Annotated in this window: 14 protein-coding genes; 13 read left to right on the forward strand and 1 reads right to left on the reverse strand. The window is 70.5% G+C overall.

The annotated features are described in order from the left end of the window. The first annotated feature begins 1 nt into the window (after window position 1). From ACIRJR_RS25960 to ACIRJR_RS26020, 13 genes are all read left to right on the forward strand, one after another. Window positions 2–640 carry a TetR family transcriptional regulator C-terminal domain-containing protein gene (locus tag ACIRJR_RS25960; RefSeq protein ID WP_403784805.1) on the forward strand — a complete coding sequence of 213 codons (639 nt, stop codon included), beginning with the start codon at window positions 2–4 and terminating at the stop codon, window positions 638–640. Between the two features lie 278 nt (window positions 641–918). Next, entirely contained in the window at window positions 919–2,526 is a 1,608-nt protein-coding gene (cimA, locus tag ACIRJR_RS25965; RefSeq protein WP_403784807.1) for a citramalate synthase, read from the forward strand. A 155-nt stretch (window positions 2,527–2,681) separates the two neighbouring features. Next, a complete protein-coding gene (locus ACIRJR_RS25970) occupies window positions 2,682–2,960 on the forward strand; it encodes a hypothetical protein (protein ID WP_403784809.1) in 279 nt (92 codons plus the stop codon). Window positions 2,961–3,403: 443 nt separating this feature from the next. Continuing rightward, on the forward strand, window positions 3,404–4,378 hold the full coding sequence (locus tag ACIRJR_RS25975) for a LacI family DNA-binding transcriptional regulator (RefSeq protein ID WP_403784811.1): 975 nt from the start codon (window positions 3,404–3,406) through the stop codon (window positions 4,376–4,378). Between the two features lie 133 nt (window positions 4,379–4,511). After that, window positions 4,512–6,188 carry an ABC transporter substrate-binding protein gene (locus ACIRJR_RS25980; RefSeq protein WP_403784813.1) on the forward strand — a complete coding sequence of 559 codons (1,677 nt, stop codon included), beginning with the start codon at window positions 4,512–4,514 and terminating at the stop codon, window positions 6,186–6,188. 179 nt (window positions 6,189–6,367) lie between these two features. Next, on the forward strand, window positions 6,368–7,423 hold the full coding sequence (locus tag ACIRJR_RS25985; RefSeq protein WP_403784815.1) for an ABC transporter ATP-binding protein: 1,056 nt from the start codon (window positions 6,368–6,370) through the stop codon (window positions 7,421–7,423). Continuing rightward, window positions 7,420–8,400 (forward strand): ABC transporter permease, encoded by a 981-nt coding sequence (locus ACIRJR_RS25990; protein ID WP_403784817.1) that lies wholly within the window; start codon window positions 7,420–7,422, stop codon window positions 8,398–8,400. The genes ACIRJR_RS25985 and ACIRJR_RS25990 overlap by 4 nt, the downstream gene beginning before the upstream one ends. 5 nt (window positions 8,401–8,405) lie before the next feature. Further along, entirely contained in the window at window positions 8,406–9,479 is a 1,074-nt protein-coding gene (locus tag ACIRJR_RS25995) for an ABC transporter permease (protein WP_403784819.1), read from the forward strand. Continuing rightward, window positions 9,476–10,462, forward strand: coding sequence for an ABC transporter ATP-binding protein (locus ACIRJR_RS26000; protein WP_403784821.1), 987 nt, complete (start codon window positions 9,476–9,478; stop codon window positions 10,460–10,462). The genes ACIRJR_RS25995 and ACIRJR_RS26000 overlap by 4 nt, the downstream gene beginning before the upstream one ends. A gap of 54 nt (window positions 10,463–10,516) precedes the next feature. After that, the gene (locus tag ACIRJR_RS26005) at window positions 10,517–11,929 is read left to right on the forward strand and encodes a GH1 family beta-glucosidase (protein WP_403784823.1); all 1,413 of its coding nucleotides are present in this window, start codon (window positions 10,517–10,519) and stop codon (window positions 11,927–11,929) included. A gap of 22 nt (window positions 11,930–11,951) precedes the next feature. Beyond that, window positions 11,952–13,826 (forward strand): discoidin domain-containing protein, encoded by a 1,875-nt coding sequence (locus ACIRJR_RS26010; RefSeq protein WP_403784825.1) that lies wholly within the window; start codon window positions 11,952–11,954, stop codon window positions 13,824–13,826. Between the two features lie 29 nt (window positions 13,827–13,855). Continuing rightward, entirely contained in the window at window positions 13,856–16,942 is a 3,087-nt protein-coding gene (locus ACIRJR_RS26015) for a glycoside hydrolase family 3 N-terminal domain-containing protein (protein ID WP_403784827.1), read from the forward strand. Window positions 16,943–17,011: 69 nt separating this feature from the next. Then, entirely contained in the window at window positions 17,012–18,400 is a 1,389-nt protein-coding gene (locus tag ACIRJR_RS26020) for a hypothetical protein (protein WP_403784829.1), read from the forward strand. Between the two features lie 16 nt (window positions 18,401–18,416). On the opposite strand, the gene ACIRJR_RS26025 is transcribed toward ACIRJR_RS26020, so the two are convergent. Next, complete coding sequence (locus tag ACIRJR_RS26025) at window positions 18,417–19,028, reverse strand: MSMEG_1061 family FMN-dependent PPOX-type flavoprotein (protein ID WP_403784831.1); 612 nt, start codon at window positions 19,026–19,028, stop codon at window positions 18,417–18,419. Window positions 19,029–19,142 lie beyond the last annotated feature (114 nt).

The following is a 19,142-nucleotide window of genomic DNA, read 5'->3' on the forward strand; positions in this document are numbered from 1 at the left end:
CGTGACCCGAACCCGCCGTCGCAACATCGCCCCGCCCAGGGAGGACGTGCTCGCCGCCGTCATGGCCACCGTCGCCGAACGCGGGCTCGACGGGCTCACCATGGCCGGGCTGGGCCGTGAGGTGGGGATGAGCAGCGGGCACCTCCTCTACTACTTCCGCACCAAGGACGAACTGCTGCTGCAGACCCTGGAGTGGAGCGAGGCGCGGCTGGGCGCCGAACGCACCGCCCTGCTCTCCGGGCCCGGAACCGCCCGGGAGCGGCTCGACGCCTACATCGCGCTGTACGTCCCCGACGGCCACCGCGACCCGCACTGGACGCTCTGGCTGGAGGTCTGGAACCGCTCGCAGGACGCCGACGAGGCCGACCGGGCCCGGCAGGCCGCCATCGAGGGAGCCTGGCACCGCGACCTGACGGAGCTGCTGGCCGACGGCATCGGCAGCGGCGAGTTCGCCGACGTCGACACCGACCGGGCCGCGACCCGCCTGCGGGCCCTGATGGACGGGTTCAGCGTGCACGTCACCGTCGGAATCCCCGGCACCGGACGGGCGCAGGTCCTGGACCAGATGCGCCGGTACGCGGACGAGACGCTCACGCCACCCGCCGCCTCCGGTGCGACGGACGTCACGCCCGCATCCTGAGACGGGCCGGGACGCCGGAGGGGCACTGTGCCAGACTGCGTGCGTGTCCTCGTTCGCCATGATTATCGGCAGCAGGCGCGCCGGTCCGCAGTGACCGTCCCGTACCACCACGTACGGAACGGACATCGTGCCCCAGACCCGCGCGCAGACCTCTCGCACCCGCGAGGGGTTTTTTCGTTTTCCGGCCCCCACCACGGCCGGAGCGAGGCACGCGAGATGATGGGGGCAAGTGGAGCCGATTCGTCCGGATCCGCTCACCCGACAGGAGTCACCACAGCATGACCACCAAGGCCACAGCCCCCGACGACACGTTCCATGTCTTCGACACCACCCTGCGCGACGGTGCGCAGCGTGAAGGCATCAACCTGACGGTCGCGGACAAACTGACCATCGCGCGGCATCTGGACGACTTCGGCGTGGGCTTCATCGAGGGCGGCTGGCCCGGCGCCAACCCGCGTGACACCGAGTTCTTCGCCCGCGCCCAGCAGGAGATCGTCTTCGAGCACGCCCAGCTCGTCGCCTTCGGCGCGACCCGCAGGGCCGGCGGCAAGGCCGCCGAGGACCCGCAGGTCCGGGCGCTCCTGGACTCGGGCGCCCCGGTGATCACGCTGGTCGCCAAGTCCCACGACCGTCATGTGGAACTGGCCCTGCGCACCACGCTCGAGGAGAACCTGGAGATGGTCCGCGACACCGTCTCCCACCTCCGGGAGCAGGGACGCCGGGTCTTCGTCGACTGCGAGCACTTCTTCGACGGCTACCGGGCCGACGCCGAGTACGCCAAGTCGGTCGTACGCACCGCCCACGAGGCCGGTGCCGAGGTGGTCATCCTCTGCGACACCAACGGCGGGATGCTCCCGGCCCAGGTCCAGGCCGTCGTCTCCACCGTCCTCGCCGACACCGGCGCCCGGCTCGGCATCCACGCCCAGGACGACACGGGCTGCGCCGTCGCCAACACCCTGGCCGCCGTCGACGCCGGTGCCACCCATGTGCAGTGCACCGCCAACGGCTACGGCGAGCGGGTCGGCAACGCCAACCTCTTCCCCGTCGTCGCCGCGCTGGAACTCAAGTACGGCAAGACCGTCCTGCCCGAGGGCGCGCTCGCCGACATGACCCGGATCTCGCACGCCATCGCCGAGGTCGTCAACCTCACGCCCTCGACCCACCAGCCGTACGTGGGTGTCTCCGCGTTCGCGCACAAGGCCGGTCTGCACGCCTCCGCGATCAAGGTCGACCCGGACCTCTACCAGCACATCGACCCGGAGCGCGTCGGCAACACCATGCGGATGCTCGTCTCCGACATGGCCGGCCGGGCCTCCATCGAGCTCAAGGGCAAGGAGCTCGGCATCGACCTGGGCGAGGACCGCGCCCTCGTCGGACGCGTCGTCGAGCGGGTCAAGGAGCGCGAGCTCAAGGGCTACACCTACGAGGCGGCCGACGCCTCCTTCGAGTTGCTGCTGCGTGCCGAGGTCGACGGCAGGCCCCGCCGCTACTTCCGCGTCGAGTCCTGGCGGGCGATCGTCGAGGACCGCCCCGACGGCACGCACGCCAACGAGGCGACCGTGAAGCTCTGGGCCAAGGGCGAGCGGATCGTCGCCACCGCCGAGGGGAACGGCCCGGTCAACGCCCTGGACCGGGCCCTGCGCGTCGGCCTGGAGCGGATCTACCCACAGCTCGCCAAGCTGGAGCTGATCGACTACAAGGTCCGCATCCTGGAAGGCCGCACCGGCACCGACTCCACCACCCGCGTACTGATCACCACGGGCGACGGGACGGGGGACTGGGCGACGGTCGGCGTGGCCGAGAACGTCATCGCGGCGTCCTGGCAGGCACTGGAGGACGCGTACACCTACGGCCTGCTGCGCGCGGGCGTCGAGCCGACGGACTGACGGCACCGGCTGCCGGAGCCGCCACTTCTGTCCGGCGGCTCCGGCACGGTTCCGTGTCCGGAGCCGGACGCGGCGCGCCCCGGCCGGTCCGGAGCGAACGCACGTTCTCCCGCACACTGGAGCCGTTCCTACGGCAACGGGGCGTGCAATCGAAGATGAGTGCCTGTCACATCGTGGTCATCGGCGGGATCATCGTCGTCATCGGCGCCTTCGTGGCTGTCGTGATGCTCATCCGCAGCACGCTCCGGAGGTGTCCGTACGTCTCCCCGGTGCCGAGGTGCGGGGCGTGCCGCCACGCCCGCTCGCACCACCGGGAGGGACGCTGCCGCTACGAACTGGGCGACCCGCGCTGGGGCGACGACAGTTTCGGCACGGACTGGAAAAAGATCACCACCCCGGAGATCTGCGGCTGCTCCGTGCGGCAGGACGCGTGAGGTGACCGCGGTCCGGTATCGGTGGCCTTCCGGGCGCCGGACCTGCCGGGACGGTGGTGCACCGGGCCCGGCCGTGCCGAGTCCGGCGGGTCTCAGGACCGCTCACGAAGTTCCCCCTCCCGGGCAGCCGCGCGGCTCCGCGCGTCTTCGTCCGCCGTTCCGTCCTCCCGCCCCGTGCGCGGGTGCGGCCCCGTCGAACGAGCGTGAGTGAACGGCACGTTGTGTGCCCGCGTCAATAGGCTCGGTGGGTTCAAGAGGTGAACGAAAGGGCTTCCACACCTGCTTCGATCATGGGTACGGACCAATCTCGGTGTGAAGTATTGACGCCTCTGTTCCAGCGGGGTTAACTCCAGCCGCAACGCCGGTACCGGTTCCGGTACCGGTTGCGGAACCGGTACCGAAGCCCGTCGCCCCTCTGTCCTGCCTTGTCCCTGGAGGCTCCGTTGCGTGTCACCATCGCCGATGTCGCCCGTGAGGCCGGCGTCAGCAAGACGACCGTCTCGCGGGTCATCAATCTCAAGGGCGAAGTGGACGGTTCGACGGCGGCCCGTGTTCGTGAAGTGATCGCAGACCTCGGCTACGTACCCAGCTCCGGCGCCGTCGGACTGGCGCGCGGCCGCAGTCGTACGGTCGGTCTGCTGGTGCCGTCGTTCACCTGGCCGTGGATGGGCGAGGTGCTGCAGGGGATCGTCGACACCGTAGAGGCCGCGGACTACGGTCTGCTGCTCTTCACGTGCACCCGGGGGGCGGAGTCCGTCAAGCGCTTCACCACCCAGGTGTCGGCGCGCGCCTTCGACGGGCTCGTGGTCGTCGAACCGGAGAACACGCTCGACCAGCTCACCGAACTCCACCGCTCCGGCCTGCCGATCGTGCTGATCGACGACCGGGGCCACCACCCGGAATTCCCCTCCGTCGTGACCACCAATCACGAAGGAGGAGCGTCAGCCGCCCGTCACCTGCGGGCCGCGGGGCGCACCAGGCCCCTGGTCGTCACCGGCCCGAAGCACTTCGGCTGCGTGCGCGACAGGCTCGCGGGCTTCCAGTCGGTCCTGCCCACCCGGCTGGTCGTGGACGGGGACTTCACCGAGAGCCGCGGCCGGCTCGTCGTGGAGGAACTCCTTGCGTCAGGAACGGAGTTCGACTCGGTCTTCGCCCACAACGACATCACCGCGGCCGGGGTCCTGCGTGCCCTGAGAGCTGCCGGCCGCCGCGTACCCGACGACATCGCGGTGGTCGGCTTCGACGACATCCCGATGGCCGAACACACCGAACCGCCCCTCACCACCGTGCACCAGCCCACCCGGCAGATGGGCGAGGCGGCGGCCCGGCTGCTCCTCTCCCACCTCGGCGGCACCGCCGTACCGGACGGACCGGTCGTGCTGCCCACCGAACTGGTCGTGCGCCACTCGGCGCCGTAACGGACCCGGCCCCGCCGGTCGTCCGCCCGCATCCCCGAACCAGCCACACCGGTACCCGCACCACCCGCACCCGCGCGTCGAGCGCTGCCCACACCGCCGGATCTCCCAGACCCGCAGTCCTCCTGGAGTCGCCATGTCCGTACGCCGTCGTCACACTCTGAGAGCGCTCTCAGCCGCCATAGCGGTGGTCGCGCTCGCCGCCGGCTGCTCGTCCGCCAACTCGGGTGCCAACAAGGGGGGTGCCGGGGCCTCCGGCGTACTGAACCTCGGGAAGCCCGACGGACCGCAGACGAACAACAGCAACCCCTTCCTGGCCACCTCGGCGAGCGCCACCCTCGGCTACCGGTTCATGATCTACGAGCCGCTCGCGATGACGAACCAGATCCGCCCCACCGACAAGGCGGACCCGTGGCTGGCGACAGCGTGGGACTGGGAGTCCAACTTCACCAAGGTCACCTTCACGCTGGACGAGCGGGCCAAGTGGGCCGACGGGAAGCCGCTGACCGCCGAGGACGTCGCCTTCACCTTCGAGCTGCTGAAGAAGCACCCGGCGCTCAACGGCAACGGCATCCCGTACGACGGCGTCGCGGTCGAGGGCAAGAAGGTCGTCCTGACCTTCAAGGAATCCCAGTTCGTCAACCAGAACAAGATCATCACGACCTACGTCGTGCCCAAGCACATCTGGGAGAAGGTCGAGAACCCGGAGACCTGGCCCAACCGCACCCCGGTCGGCTCCGGCCCGTACAAGCTGAAGACCTTCACCCCCCAGACCACCACCCTGACCGCCACGCCCACCTACTGGAAGGGCAAGACCAAGGTCAAGGAGCTGCGCTACAGCACGTACAACGACAACAGTGCCGCGACCACGGCCCTGGCCAACGGCAAGCTCGAGTGGTCGTTCGTCTTCATGCCGAACTACAAGCAGCTGTACGTCGCCAAGGACCCGAAGAACCACAAGCTCTGGTTCCCCTCGGGGCTCGGCATCCACGGCCTGTGGTTCAACACCGCCCGCAAGCCGTTCGACAACCCGGCCCTGCGCAAGGCGATGGCCATGGTCATCGACCGCAAGGCGATCCACGTGCAGGCCCAGGCGACGCTCTACCCGGAGATCAGCAGCCCGACCGGCATCCCGCTGCCGGCCGGTGAGCCGTTCCTCGCTCCGGAGTACAAGAACGCCACCACGGCGCCGGACGTGGACGGCGCCAAGGCGCTCCTCAAGGACGCCGGCTTCAAGCTGAGCGGCGGCGTCCTGAAGGACCCGGGCGGCAAGCCCGTGAAGCTGACCTTCACCGACCCGGCCGGATGGAACGACTACATCACCGGGCTCTCGATCATCAAGGACAACATCAAGCAGCTGGGTATCGAGGCCAAGGTCAAGACCCAGACCGCCGAGGCATGGACCAACGACGTCGCCGCCGGCAACTTCGACGCCACCCTGCACTGGACCAACAGCGGCGCCACGCCCTACGACATGTACCAGAACATCATGGACGGGGCGATCCTCCAGCCCATCGGCAAGCCCTCTCAGCTCGGCAACTTCGGCCGCTTCAAGAGCCCCGAGGCCACCGCCGCACTGAAGGAGTACGCCAACGCCACGGACGACCCGACGCGCACCAAGGCCATGAACGCGCTGCAGAAGATCATGGTCGACCAGGCCCCGGTCGTCCCGACCGCCGCCGCGCCCATCGGTGCCGAGTACTCCACGAAGAACTGGGTGGGCTGGCCCACCGAGAAGGACCCGTACGCAGCACCGCAGCACACCCAGCCGGACGCGCTGGAAGTCGTGCTGAACCTGAAGCCCGCCAAGTAAGAGGGTCCGGCAGTTGGGGGCGGCGTCGCGGGGTCGGGCACGCACATCTGCCGCGTTGTCGTCAGTCGACAACGCTCCGCGTTGCCTCCCTCCTCCGCCTTGCAGCTGCACGCACCCAACCCCGCTCCTTCTCCCACCCCCCAACTGCCGAACCCTCCAAGCACGGGGAAGAACCGACCATGACCACCGAACAGTCCGCAGACGTGCGCACCGAGACCGACGTGGTGCTCGAAGCACGCGGAGTCACCAAGCACTTCCCCGTACGGCGCACCGCCGGCGACCTCGTCGCCCGCAGACGCCGCACCGTCCACGCCGTCGACGACGTCTCGCTGAAGCTCCGGCGCGGCACCGTCACGGCGCTGGTGGGGGAGTCGGGCTCCGGAAAGTCCACCGTCGCACGGCTGCTCGCCCAGCTGTACCCGCTCACCGCGGGGGAGATCGAGCTGGGCGGCACGGCGGTGAAGGCCGGGCGTGGCCGGTCCTTCCGCAGATACGTCAAGCAGGTCCAGCTGATCTTCCAGGACCCCTTCGCCTCCCTCAACCCGGTGCACACCGTGCGCTACCACCTGACCCGCGCCCTGAAGATCCACGGCCGGGCGGGGGACGGGGAGGCGGAACTGGAATCCAATCTGACGGCTCTGCTGGAACGCGTCCAGCTGACGCCTCCCCATCAGTATCTGGAGAAGTTCCCGCACGAGCTGTCGGGAGGGCAGCGCCAGCGCGTCGCGATCGCGCGCGCGCTCGGCGCCGACCCCCAGGTCCTCCTCGCGGACGAGCCGGTCTCGATGCTGGACGTGTCGATCCGGCTCGGCGTCCTCAACCTGCTGCGCGACCTCAAGGAGCGACTGCACCTCGCGATCCTCTACATCACCCACGACATCGCGTCCGCCCGCTACTTCGCGGACACGACCCTGGTGATGTACGCCGGCCGGATCGTCGAGGGCGGCGACAGCGAGACCGTCACCCAGCACCCCGCGCACCCCTACACCCAACTGCTGATCGCGTCCGCGCCGGACCCCGACCGGGTGGCGGACGAGGCGGACCAGGAGGAGACCGGGAGCGGCGAGCCGCCCTCCCTGATCACCCCGCCGGCCGGCTGCCGCTTCCACCCCCGCTGTCCGAAGGCCATGGAACGCTGCCGCACCGAGCTGCCGCCGCGCTTCGACCTGGCGGACGGCCAGTGGGCCGCCTGCTGGCTGTACGACGGCACCACCGCCGAGGGAGCAGCGAAGTGAAGTACATCCTCCAGCGGCTCGCCTTCTACGCGGTCACCGCGTGGGCCGCCATCACCATCAACTTCCTGATCCCGCGCCTGATGCCGGGCGACCCCGTCGACGCCCTGATGAGCCGCTACCAGGGGCAGCTCGACACCTCCGCCATCGCCTCGCTGAAGGCGCTGTTCGGACTCGACGAGAACCAGTCCGTCTGGTCGCAGTACACCGACTACTGGTCGCACCTGCTCGACGGCGACCTCGGGCTCTCCTTCACCTTCTTCCCGACCCCGGTCGCCGAGGTGATCTCCCAGTCGCTGCCCTGGACGCTCGCGCTGGTCGGCATCACCACCCTGATCAGCTTCCTGCTCGGCACCGGCATCGGTGTCTACAGCGGCTGGCGGCGGGGCTCCTGGCTGGACGGGCTGCTGCCCGTGACCACCTTCATCTCGGCCATCCCGTACTTCTGGCTGGGCCTCATCGCCATCGCGCTGTTCGCGGTGAAGTGGGAGATCTTCCCGGCCGCCGGAGGGTACGACAACTCCTTGATCCCGGCCTTCGACTGGCCGTTCGTCTCCAGCGCGCTCTACCACGGGGTGCTCCCCGGCGTGACGATCGTGCTGAGCGCCATCGCCGGCTGGATCCTCGGCATGCGCAACATGATGGTGACCGTCTCCTCCGAGGACTACGTCATGGTCGCGCAGGCCAAGGGGCTGTCCGAGCGGCGCGTGATGTTCTCCTACGCCGCACGCAACGCCGTACTGCCCAACATCTCGGGCTTCGCCCTCTCGCTGGGCTTCATCGTCGGCGGCACCCTGCTGGTCGAGATGGTCTTCTCCTACCCGGGCATCGGCTACCAGCTCTTCCAGGCCGTCGGAGCCAAGGACTACCCGCTCATGCAGGGCGTCTTCCTGATCATCACGCTCTCCGTGCTCGCCGCGAACCTGCTGGCCGACATGGCCTACGCCCTCCTCGACCCCCGCACTCGTAAGGAGGCCTGACGACTGTGTCCGTCACCGCCACCGACGTCGCCGTACTGGACGACCCGCCCACCCCCGCCGCGGCCGGCCGGACGCGGTTCCGCTTCCTGCGCGGAGGGAAGACCCGCACCGGGCTGCTGATCCTCGCGTTCTTCGTGATCCTCGCCGTGGCCGGCCCCTGGCTCGCCCCGTACGACCCGGACGCGATGAGCGACCAGCTGCTGCAACCGCCCTCCTCCGAGCACTGGTTCGGGACGACGCAGACCGGGCAGGACGTCCTGTCCCAGATCCTGGTCGGCACCCGCGGCGTGCTGCTCGTCGGATTCCTGGCCGGCATCCTGGCGACCGTGCTGTCCGTGCTCATCGGGGTCAGCGCGGGGTTCCTCGGCGGAGCGGCCGACGAGATCCTCTCGATGCTCTCCAACATCTTCCTCGTCATCCCCGGCCTGCCGCTGATCATCATCATCGCGAGCTTCGTCGAGGACACCGGGGACCTGCTGATCGCCGCCGTCATCGCCCTCACCTCATGGGCCTGGGGGGCGCGTGTGCTGCGGGCCCAGACCCTGTCGCTCCGGCGCCGCGACTACGTGGAGGCCGCACGGGCCACCGGTGAGTCGACCTGGCGGATCATCCTGTTCGAGGTCATGCCGAACCTCACCGCCGTCATCGCGTCCGGCTTCGTCGGCACCGTCATCTTCGCGGTCCTCTCGGAGATCACCCTCGCCTTCATCGGCGTCGCCGACATCTCCCACTGGAACTGGGGCACCGTGCTCTTCTGGGCCCAGTCCAACCAGGCCCTGGCCCAGGGCGCCTGGTGGTGGTTCGTCCCGGCCGGGCTGTGCATCGCCCTGCTGGGCACCGCGCTCTCCCTCATCAACTTCGGCATCGACGAGTTCGTCAACCCGCGCCTGCGCACGGCGACGGGCTCCTCCCGGAAGGTCCGGATGCGGGTCGGCTTCACCCCCGTGGTCCGCACCGCCCCGGAGGAGTCCGCGCAGCCCGGCTTCACCCCGGTGGCCCGCCCCGCCGCGGGCGCGGAGACCGCGCCGTCCGGCGCCCCCGAATCGCCCGGCACGCCCAGCAAGGAGCACAGCGCATGACCGCCGAGCCGATCCTCACCATCAGCGGCCTGAACGTCGACTACGGCACCGGCGCGACCGGCGTCCGCGCGCTTCGGGACATCGACCTCACCCTGCACCGCGGTGAAGTCCTCGGCCTGGCCGGCGAGTCGGGTTCGGGCAAGTCCACGCTGGCGTACGCCGTCACCCGGCTGCTCTCGCCTCCCGGGGTGATCACCGGGGGTGACGTGCACTACCACCGGCCGGGAGCCGAGCCCGTCGACATCCTCTCCCTCAGCCCGGACGAGCTGCGCGCCTTCCGCTGGCAGGAGCTGTCGATCGTGTTCCAGGGGGCGATGAACTCGCTCAACCCGGTGCACACCGTCCACAGCCAGCTCACCGACGTACTCAAGGCGCACCGTCCCGGCATGCGCAAGGCCGAACGGACCGCCCGCGCGGAGGAGCTCCTCAACCTCGTCGGCATCTCCGCCGACCGGCTCGCCGCCTATCCGCACCAGCTCTCCGGCGGCATGCGCCAGCGGGTGATGATCGCGATGGCGCTCGCGCTGGAACCCGAGATCGTCATCATGGACGAGCCCACCACCGCACTCGACGTGGTGATGCAGCGGCAGATCCTGCGCAAGCTCGTCGAACTCCGGGAGCGGCTCTCCTTCTCCGTTGTGTTCATCACCCACGACATCTCGCTGCTGATCGAGTTCTCGGACCGTATCGCGATCATGTACGGCGGCCGGATCGTCGAGCAGGCGGGGGCGGCCGAGATCTACCGCGACCCCCGCCACCCGTACAGCGACGGCCTGCTGCACTCCTTCCCCGCCCTGCACGGCCCCCGGCGCGAACTCACCGGCATCCCCGGCTCGCCCCCGCACCTGTCCGCGATGCCCGCGGGCTGCGCCTTCCACCCCCGCTGCGGCAAGGCCTTCGAGCCGTGCTCCGGGAAGGTCCCGGTCCTCGCCGCGCCGGACGCCGGGCAGGACCGCGAAGTCGCCTGCTGGCTGCACCACTGACCGCTCGCACCCACGCTCACCACCCCACAGCACAGACGGAGTTACGGAGAACCCATGAATCTCGTCACGCCCCGCAGCAGCCTGCAGCCCGCCGCCGTCCAGGGACTCCCTGCCGACTTCCGCTGGGGCGTGGCCACCTCCTCCTACCAGATCGAGGGCGCGGCCTCGGAGGACGGCCGCACGCCCTCGATCTGGGACACCTTCTGCCGGGTCCCCGGTGCCGTGCACCACGCGGAGCACGGCGACGTGGCCTGCGACCACTACCACCGGATGCCCCAGGACGTGGAGCTGATCGCCGGCCTCGGCGTCGACACCTACCGCTTCTCGCTGGCCTGGCCGCGCATCCAGCCGGGTGGCCGCGGCCCCGCCAACGCCAAGGGTCTCGACTTCTACAAGCGGCTCGTCGACGAGCTCCAGGGCCGGGGCGTCACCCCCTGGATCACCCTCTACCACTGGGACCTCCCGCAGGAGCTGGAGGACGCGGGCGGCTGGCCGGCCCGCGACACCGCCCTGCGGTTCGCCGAGTACGCCATGCTCGCCTACGAGGCACTCGGCGACCGGGTCGAACACTGGACGACCCTCAACGAGCCGTGGTGCTCGGCGATGCTCGGATACGCCTACGGGGCGCACGCCCCCGGTCGCAGCGACATGGGCGACGCCATGGGCGCCGTCCACCACCTGCTCCTGGGGCACGGCCTCGCCGCCCGGCAGATGCGCGAGGCGGCCGGGAGCAACCCACTCGAACTCGGCATCACCCTCAACCTGGGGACCGCCACCCCGGAGACCGACAGCGAGGCCGACCGGGAGGCGTGCCGCCGCGCCGACGGCATGGGCACCCGCCTCTACCTCGACCCGATCGTCCACGGGAGCTACCCGCAGGACGTCGTCGAGGACCTCGCGGCCCAGGGCATCGAGCTGCCCGTGCGGGACGGCGACCTGGAAGCCGTCTCCACCCCCCTCGACGTCCTCGGCGTCAACTTCTACCGGGGCGCCCTGTTCTCGGGGGTCACCGAGGAGGGATCGCCGACCGACTCCGACGGCCTCCCCGTCGTCCGCGGGGTGGAGCGCGACCTCCCCCGCACGGCCATGGACTGGGAGATCACCCCGACCGAGCTCACCCACCTGCTGACGCGGCTCCAGCGCGACTACGCGCTGCCGACCGTCATCACCGAGAACGGCGCCGCCTTCGACGACACCGTCGCCGCCGACGGCTCCGTACCCGACACAGGCCGCACCGCCTACCTCGCCGACCACATCGAGGCCGTGGCCGAGGCACGCCGGCAGGGCGCCGACGTCAGGGGCTACTTCGCCTGGTCGCTCATGGACAACTTCGAGTGGGCCTACGGCTACGACAAGCGGTTCGGCATCGTCCGCGTCGACTACGACACACAGGTGCGGACCCTCAAGGACAGCGCCAAGTGGTACCGCGACACGATCCGCCTCACGCGTGAATCCCGCACCGACTGACCCGTAGAAGGAGCACCCCCACATGCCCTCTCGTACGACGTTGTTCGCCGCCACGGCCGCCCTGATCGCACTCACCACGCCCATGGCCCTCGCGGCCCCCGCCCCCGACCCCGCGGTGAAGGCCGCCGCGGCGGCCTGGGACACCGACAGAGCCGCGTCCGCCTACGCCGCGAACCCCGGCGCGGTCACCGCGTCCGGCAGCGAGAACGCCGGTGTCGCCCCGGGGGCCGCGGCCGACGGCAACGCCGCCACGCGCTGGTCGAGCGACTTCGCCGACGACGCCTGGATACGGATCGATCTGGGCGCCACGATCCGCGTCAACCAGGTGAAGCTGGAGTGGGAGGCCGCCTACGGGAAGAAGTACGTCCTCGAAGTGTCGAAGGACGGCACGACCTGGACGGACTTCTACACCGAGACGGAGGGCACCGGCGGCACCGTCACCGCCCACACCTACCCGCAGGAGGTCACCGGCCGCTACGTCCGGATGCGCGGCGTCGAACGCGCCACCCCCTACGGCTACTCCCTCTTCTCCTTCCAGGTGTACGGCGGCGAGCCGGCCCCCGCGTCGACGTCACGCACCAACCTCGCCCTGAACCACCCCGCCTTCGGCAACCTCTACCAGCACGCCGGCAACTCACCCGCCTACGTCACCGACGGCGGCTGGCCGGCGGACCTCAAGGCCGACCGGTCCCGCTGGTCCTCCGACTGGAACGCCGACCGCTGGGTCGGCGTCGACCTCGGCGCCACCTCCACCATCAGCAGTCTCGACCTGTACTGGGAGGCGGCCTACGCCGTCGACTACGAGATCCAGGTCTCCGACGACAACAGGACCTGGCGCACCGTGCACCGCCCGTCGGCCTCCGAGGTGGCCGCCCGGCGCGCCGACGTGAAGTCCCCGGGCGACGCGGTGGGCCGCCACGACACGATCACGCTGCCCACCCCGGCCACCGGCCGCTACGTCCGGATGCTCGGCAAGGAGCGCCGCTCCTTCTACAACCCGGCTCCCTCCACCGCCCAGTTCGGCTACTCCCTCTACGAGTTGCAGGTGTGGGGCACCGGCGGCAGCGCGAACGCCGCCTACCCGGCCCTGCCGAAGAACCCCGGCGGCGCGTACACCACGAAGTTCTTCGACGACTTCACCGGACCGGGCCTCGACCGCTCCAAGTGGCGTGTGGTGCGCACCGGTACGGAGATGGGCCCGGTCAACGGCGAGTCGCAGGCCTACGTGGACTCGCCCGCCAACATCCGGACCGAGAACGGCGCCCTCGTCCTGGAGTCGAAGTACTGCAAGGGCTGCACCTCCACGCCCGACGGAACCTTCGACTTCACCTCCGGCCGCGTCGACACCAACACCAGGTTCGACTTCACCTACGGCAAGGTCAGCGCCCGTATGAAGCTGCCCGTGGGCGACGGCTACTGGCCGGCCTTCTGGATGCTGGGCAGCGATGTCGACGACCCGGCGGTCTCCTGGCCCGGCTCCGGCGAGACCGACATCATGGAGAACATCGGCTACGGCGACTGGACCAGCTCCGCCCTCCACGGCCCCGGTTACTCCGCCGACGGCAACATCGGCAGGCAGCAGACCTATCCGAACGGCGGCCGTGCCGACCAGTGGCACACCTACGGCGTCGAATGGACGCCCGAGGGCATGACCTTCACCGTCGACGACCGCGTCGTCCAGCAGACCTCCCGCCAGAAGCTGGAGTCGACCCGCGGCAAGTGGGTCTTCGACCACAACCAGTACGTCATCCTCAACCTCGCCCTCGGCGGCGCCTATCCCGCCGGGTGGAACAAGGTCACCCAGCCCTACTGGGGTCTCCCGCAGTCCAGCGTCGACCGGGTCGCGCAGGGCGGCATCAAGGCGGAGATCGACTGGGTGCGGGTCGAACAGAAGTAACCCCCGGACCTCACGGAAGAGAGCCGCACATGCCACGCACACCGCACGCCCGCGCACGCCACCGCGCGAGACCGGCCACGGCCGCGCTCGCCGCCGCCACCGTCCTCGCCTCGCTCCTCGCCGGGGCCGTCCCCAGCGCCGCGGCCGACGCCGAGGACCCCGCACCCGTCCTCGTCGACCGCTTCGAGGGCGAGGTCCCCCTCGGGAACCCGCCCGCCGACTCCCTGTTCACCTGGGGCGGCGACGCGGACGACCACCCCGCGCTGAAGTTCGAGGAGCGCGCCGACGCCCCCGAGGGCGCCAAGGTCCTGGCCGGCACCTACGACATCAGCGCCTACGGAGGACTCAGCCACGAGTTCGCCGTCGACCAGCCGCCGGAGGACTGGACCGCCCACAAGGGCATCCGCTTCTGGTGGTACGGCCAGAACACCGCACCCCTGCCGCCCGGTTCGGGCAAGCGGATCAACTTCGAGATCAAGGACGGCGGCGCGAACGGCGGCGCCTCCGAGCTCTGGACGACCTCCTTCACCGACGACTGGGAGGGGTGGCACCAGGTCGAGATCCCCTTCGCGGACTTCGTCTACCGCGCGGACTACCAGCCCGTCGGCGGTATCGACCAGGTCCTCGGCCTGAACGAGATGTGGGGCTACGCCCTCACCCTCCCGACCGGAGCCCCCGGCTCCTTCGCCATGGACGCCGTCGAGCTGTACGGCAAGGCCGAGCCGGCCCTGAGGTCGAGCGTCGTCGTCGACTCGGCCGTGCACACGGTCAAGGAGGGCGGCACGGCGGACATCAGGATCTCCGTCGCCACCACCGGCTCCGTGCCCGTCGAGGAGCCCGTCACCGTCGCGTACACGACCAAGGGCGGCAGCGCCGAGTCAGGCAAGGACTACACCCCGGTCACCGGGACCCACACCTTCCCCGCGGGCACCGCCTCCGGCACCACGCACACCGTCACCGTGGCGACCGCCAAGGACAAGGGCGCCGAGTCCGCGGAGACGATCCCGCTGGAGCTCACCGTCACCGGGGCCAAGGCGCCCAAGGAGAACCCGCAGGTCGTCATCGACGCCCACGGGCTGCCCTACCAGAACGCGAAGCTCCCGGTGAAGCAGCGCGTCGCCGATCTGCTCTCCCGGATGTCACCGGCGGAGAAGGCCGGCCAGATGACGCAGGCCGAACGCAACGCGCTGCGGTCCCAGGGCGACATCGCGACGTACGACCTCGGCTCGCTGCTCTCCGGCGGCGGCTCGGTGCCCACCCCGAACACACCCGAGGCCTGGGCGAAAATGGTCGACGCCTACCAGCTGCGCGCGCAGGCCACCCGCTTCCAGATCCCGCTGATCTACGGAGTGGACGCGGTGCACGGGCACAACAACGTGATCGGCTCGACGATCATGCCGCACAACATCGGCATCGGCGCGGGCCGCGACCCGAAGCTCGCCGAGAAGACGGGCGCCGTCACCGCGAGCGAGGTCCGCGCCACCGGTATCCCGTGGGACTTCGCCCCGTGCGTCTGCGTCACCCGTGACGAGCGCTGGGGCCGCTCCTACGAGGCGTACGGCGAGGACCCGGCCCTGGTCGAGGCCATGGAGACGGTCATCACCGGCATGCAGGGCAGCCCGTCGGGCAAGGACCTCGACCGCAACGACAAGGTGCTGGCCAGCGCCAAGCACTTCGTCGGCGACGGCGGCACGGAGTTCGGCTCCTCCACCACCGGCTCGTACACCATCGACCAGGGCGTCACCAAGGTCACCCGCCAGGAGCTCGAAGCCGTGCACCTCGCGCCCTTCGCGGAGTCCGTGAAGCGGGGCGTCGGCACGGTCATGCCGTCGTACTCCTCGCTCGACGTCCTCGGCGACGACGCCGGCCCCGTGAAGATGCACGCCAACGCCGAGATGATCAACGGCGTGCTCAAGGACCGGATGGGGTTCGAGGGCTTCGTCATCAGCGACTGGCAGGCCATCGACCAGATCCCCGGTGACTACGCCAGCGACGTCCGCACCTCGGTCAACGCCGGACTCGACATGATCATGGTCCCGACGGCGTACCAGGACTTCACGAAGACGCTCCAGGACGAGGTCACCGCCGGCCGGATCGGCCAGGCCCGGATCGACGACGCGGTGTCCCGGATCCTCACCCAGAAGTTCCGCCTCGGCCTCTTCGAGAAGCCCTACGCGGACACGTCCAACCTGGACGAGGTCGGGTCGGCCGGACACCGGGCGGTGGCGCGTGAGGCGGTCGCGAAGTCCCAGGTGCTGCTGAAGAACGACGGCGCCGTGCTTCCGCTCAAGCCGTCCCAGAAGGTCTACGTCGCCGGGTCCAACGCCGACGACCTCGGCAACCAGGCCGGAGGCTGGACCGTCAGCTGGCAGGGCGCGTCCGGTGCCACCACCACGGGCACGACCATCCTGAAGGGCATCGAGAAGAACACCTCCTCGGCCACCTTCTCCAAGGACGCCTCCGCCCCGACCGACGGATACGACGCCGGAGTCGTGGTCGTCGGCGAGACGCCGTACGCCGAGGGCATCGGGGACGTCGGCAACGGCCACGACCTGGAACTCACGGACGCCGACAAGAAGGCCGTCGACACGGTCTGTGCCGCCATGAAGTGCGCCGTCCTCGTCGTCTCGGGCCGCCCCCAGCTCATCGGGGACGAGCTCGGTGACATCGACGCCCTGGTCGCCTCCTGGCTGCCCGGCACCGAGGGCGACGGCGTCGCCGACGTCCTCTACGGCAAGCGCGCCTTCACCGGCCAGCTGCCGGTGACCTGGCCGAAGTCCGAGTCGCAGCTGCCGATCAACGTCGGCGACGCGGCGTACGACCCGCAGTTCCCGTACGGCTGGGGACTGACCACCCTGAGGAAGGAGCCGACGGGCGGCGAAGCCACCCTCACCGCTCTCGCCGTCGCCGCACGGCTCGCCGAGCGGACGGGCCTCGGGAAGACCGCGGTGGGCAAGGAGATCGTGGACCGGGCCAGGCTCCTGGTCCAGCGGAAGGCCGGCGGAGAGCTGACCGAGGCGGTGTCCAAGCCGTTCGCCGAGGCCGACCACCTGCTGCTCACCGGTGATCTGACCGGAGCGGTGGCGAAGCTGCGCGCGGCGTACCGCGCCGTGTAGCCGTGTAACAGAACGGAAGGGACCCGGGCGGGTGACGCATTTTTCACCCGTTCGGGTTACTTTCGGAGTATGCGGAAGAGGCTGCTCGTCCCCTTGTGGGCCTGCCTGCTGCTGATGCTCTCGGCGGCACTGCTGGCCATGTCCTCCACTGCCCATGCCGCCCCCGCCACGATCGACGACGCGGCCCGCGCCCTGCGCCAGGGCCCCGTGTACGTCGACCCGGCCGCTTCCGGGCAGCTCTCGGCGTCCCAGGAGGCCGCCCTGGAGAAGAAGATCACGGACGCCGACAAGCCGGTCCTCGTGGCCGTGCTCCCGGCGAACTCCCAGTACCCGCCCGAGAACCTCCTCCAGAACCTGCGCACCGACACGGGGATCACCGGCGTCTACGCGGTACGCCTCGGCGACGGGTTCGACGCGGGCGCCGATCCCCAGGTGATGCCGACCCGGGCCGTCGAGAACCTCACGACCCTCGTGAAGGCACCCGGCGCGGACACCGGCACGGCGGCCCAGCTGAACGCGTTCGTCGACCGGGCCGTCGACGAGGCCGAGGGCAGCGCCCCGGCCTCCTGGTCCGGCGGGGACGGCGCGGACGACGGCGCGACCAACGGCACCCCGGTGGCCGGCCTGATCATCCTGGGCGGGGTGGCCGTCCTCGGCGGCGGCGCCGCCTTCGCGGTCGTCCGCCGCAACCGCAGGCGCAAGGAGAAAGAGGAGCAGGCCGCCCTGGAGAAGCTCCGGGTCGTCGTGGACGAGGACATCACCGCCTACGGCGAGACGCTGGATCGGCTGGACTTCCACCCCGCCGAGAAGGGCGCCGACGACGCGATGCGCATCGACTACGAGCGCGCGCTCGACTCCTACGAGGACGCCAAGTCCCGCATGGGCGAGGCGCGGCACCCCTCGGACGTGCGCGGGGTGACCCAGGCCCTGGAGGACGGCCGCTTCTCACTCGCCGTCCTGGAGGCCCGCCGTACGGGAGGCGCTCTGCCGGCCCGTCGCCCGCCCTGCTTCTTCGACCCGCGCCACGGCCCCGCCGTCGCGGACGTCCTGTGGACACCGTCCGGCGGATCGGCCCGCGAGGTCCCGGTCTGCGGCGCCGACGAGGCGCGCCTGCGTGAGGGCCGGGACCCCATGAGCCGCACCGTCGACGTCGGCGACGGCCGACGGCGCCCCTACTGGGAGGCGGGCCCGGCGTACGGCCCCTGGGCCGGCGGCTACTTCGGCGGAGGCCTGCTCCCCGGTCTCCTCGTCGGCACCATGCTCGGCTCGATGCTCGCGACCCCCGCGTACGCGGCGGAGTACGGCGGTGGTGACTTCGGCGGCGGCGGAGGCGGCGACTGGAGCGGCGGTGACGTCTCCGGCTCCGACTTCGACTCCTCCGGCTTCGGCGGCGGTGGCTTCGGTGACGGTGGTGGCTTCGGCGGCGGTGGCGGGTTCGACGGGGGCGGCGGCTTCTGACGGAGCACCGCCAGGATCAGCCGGCGGCCGCGCCCGGTGACGCCTTCTCCGCCGGCTTCCCCTCCCAGGTTTCCGGGGCCCACACACCGGAGCGCTTGAGCGAGGCGGGGCAGTGCAGGTAGATCTCGTCGATGTCGACGACCAGCGCCAGGTCGGGCCGCCTGCCCTTGACCGCCATCTCGTCGAAGAAGGGGGCGTCCGTCAGGACGCGGGCGCGGCCGTTGACCCGCAGGACGGTCATCACGCCGGGTATCAGGTAGAGCAGGCCCACGTGCGGGTTGGCCAGGATGTTGTGGAAGCTGTCGCCGCGCCGGTTGCCCGGGAGGTCGGGCAGCACCAGGGTGCGCGCGTCCAGGACCCGGGTGAAGCCCGGTTCGCCGCCCCGCGGCGAGGTGTCGCAGTTGCCGTCGGCGTCCGACGTGGACACGGCGCAGAACGGCGCGCGGGCCAGCAGGTCCAGATCGGCCTCGGTGAGCTCGTCATGAACCTTGTCGATGACGATCGGCCAGGGTTCCCCCAGGATCTCCCGCAGCTGCTCCGCCGACTCCAGAGGCACCGCCCCGGCCAGGGGACCGTCGGCGGGGGAGGAGCTGGTGGTGGCGGGGGCCACGGGCGCGGCGTTGGACAAGGGGTTCTCCGTACCTCGTTGGGGGCACCGCAGCGTAACGCTGACCAGGCACTGTTAGGCTAACCTTACTTATGCTCGCGGGTGCGCCCCGTCCCGGGGGCGACGAGCGAGGGC

This window comes from Streptomyces sp. NPDC102402, assembly GCF_044765765.1.
In the GTDB taxonomy this organism is placed as follows: domain Bacteria; phylum Actinomycetota; class Actinomycetes; order Streptomycetales; family Streptomycetaceae; genus Streptomyces.

Coding starts and splice junctions, on each gene's coding strand:
- ACIRJR_RS26015 (WP_403784827.1), top strand. CDS start 13,856: ATGCCACGCACACCGCACGCCCGCGCACGCCACCGCGCGAGACCGGCC.
- ACIRJR_RS25970 (WP_403784809.1), top strand. CDS start 2,682: ATGAGTGCCTGTCACATCGTGGTCATCGGCGGGATCATCGTCGTCATC.
- ACIRJR_RS26020 (WP_403784829.1), top strand. CDS start 17,012: ATGCGGAAGAGGCTGCTCGTCCCCTTGTGGGCCTGCCTGCTGCTGATG.
- ACIRJR_RS26005 (WP_403784823.1), top strand. CDS start 10,517: ATGAATCTCGTCACGCCCCGCAGCAGCCTGCAGCCCGCCGCCGTCCAG.
- ACIRJR_RS25980 (WP_403784813.1), top strand. CDS start 4,512: ATGTCCGTACGCCGTCGTCACACTCTGAGAGCGCTCTCAGCCGCCATA.
- ACIRJR_RS25985 (WP_403784815.1), top strand. CDS start 6,368: ATGACCACCGAACAGTCCGCAGACGTGCGCACCGAGACCGACGTGGTG.
- ACIRJR_RS26010 (WP_403784825.1), top strand. CDS start 11,952: ATGCCCTCTCGTACGACGTTGTTCGCCGCCACGGCCGCCCTGATCGCA.
- ACIRJR_RS26000 (WP_403784821.1), top strand. CDS start 9,476: ATGACCGCCGAGCCGATCCTCACCATCAGCGGCCTGAACGTCGACTAC.
- cimA (WP_403784807.1), top strand. CDS start 919: ATGACCACCAAGGCCACAGCCCCCGACGACACGTTCCATGTCTTCGAC.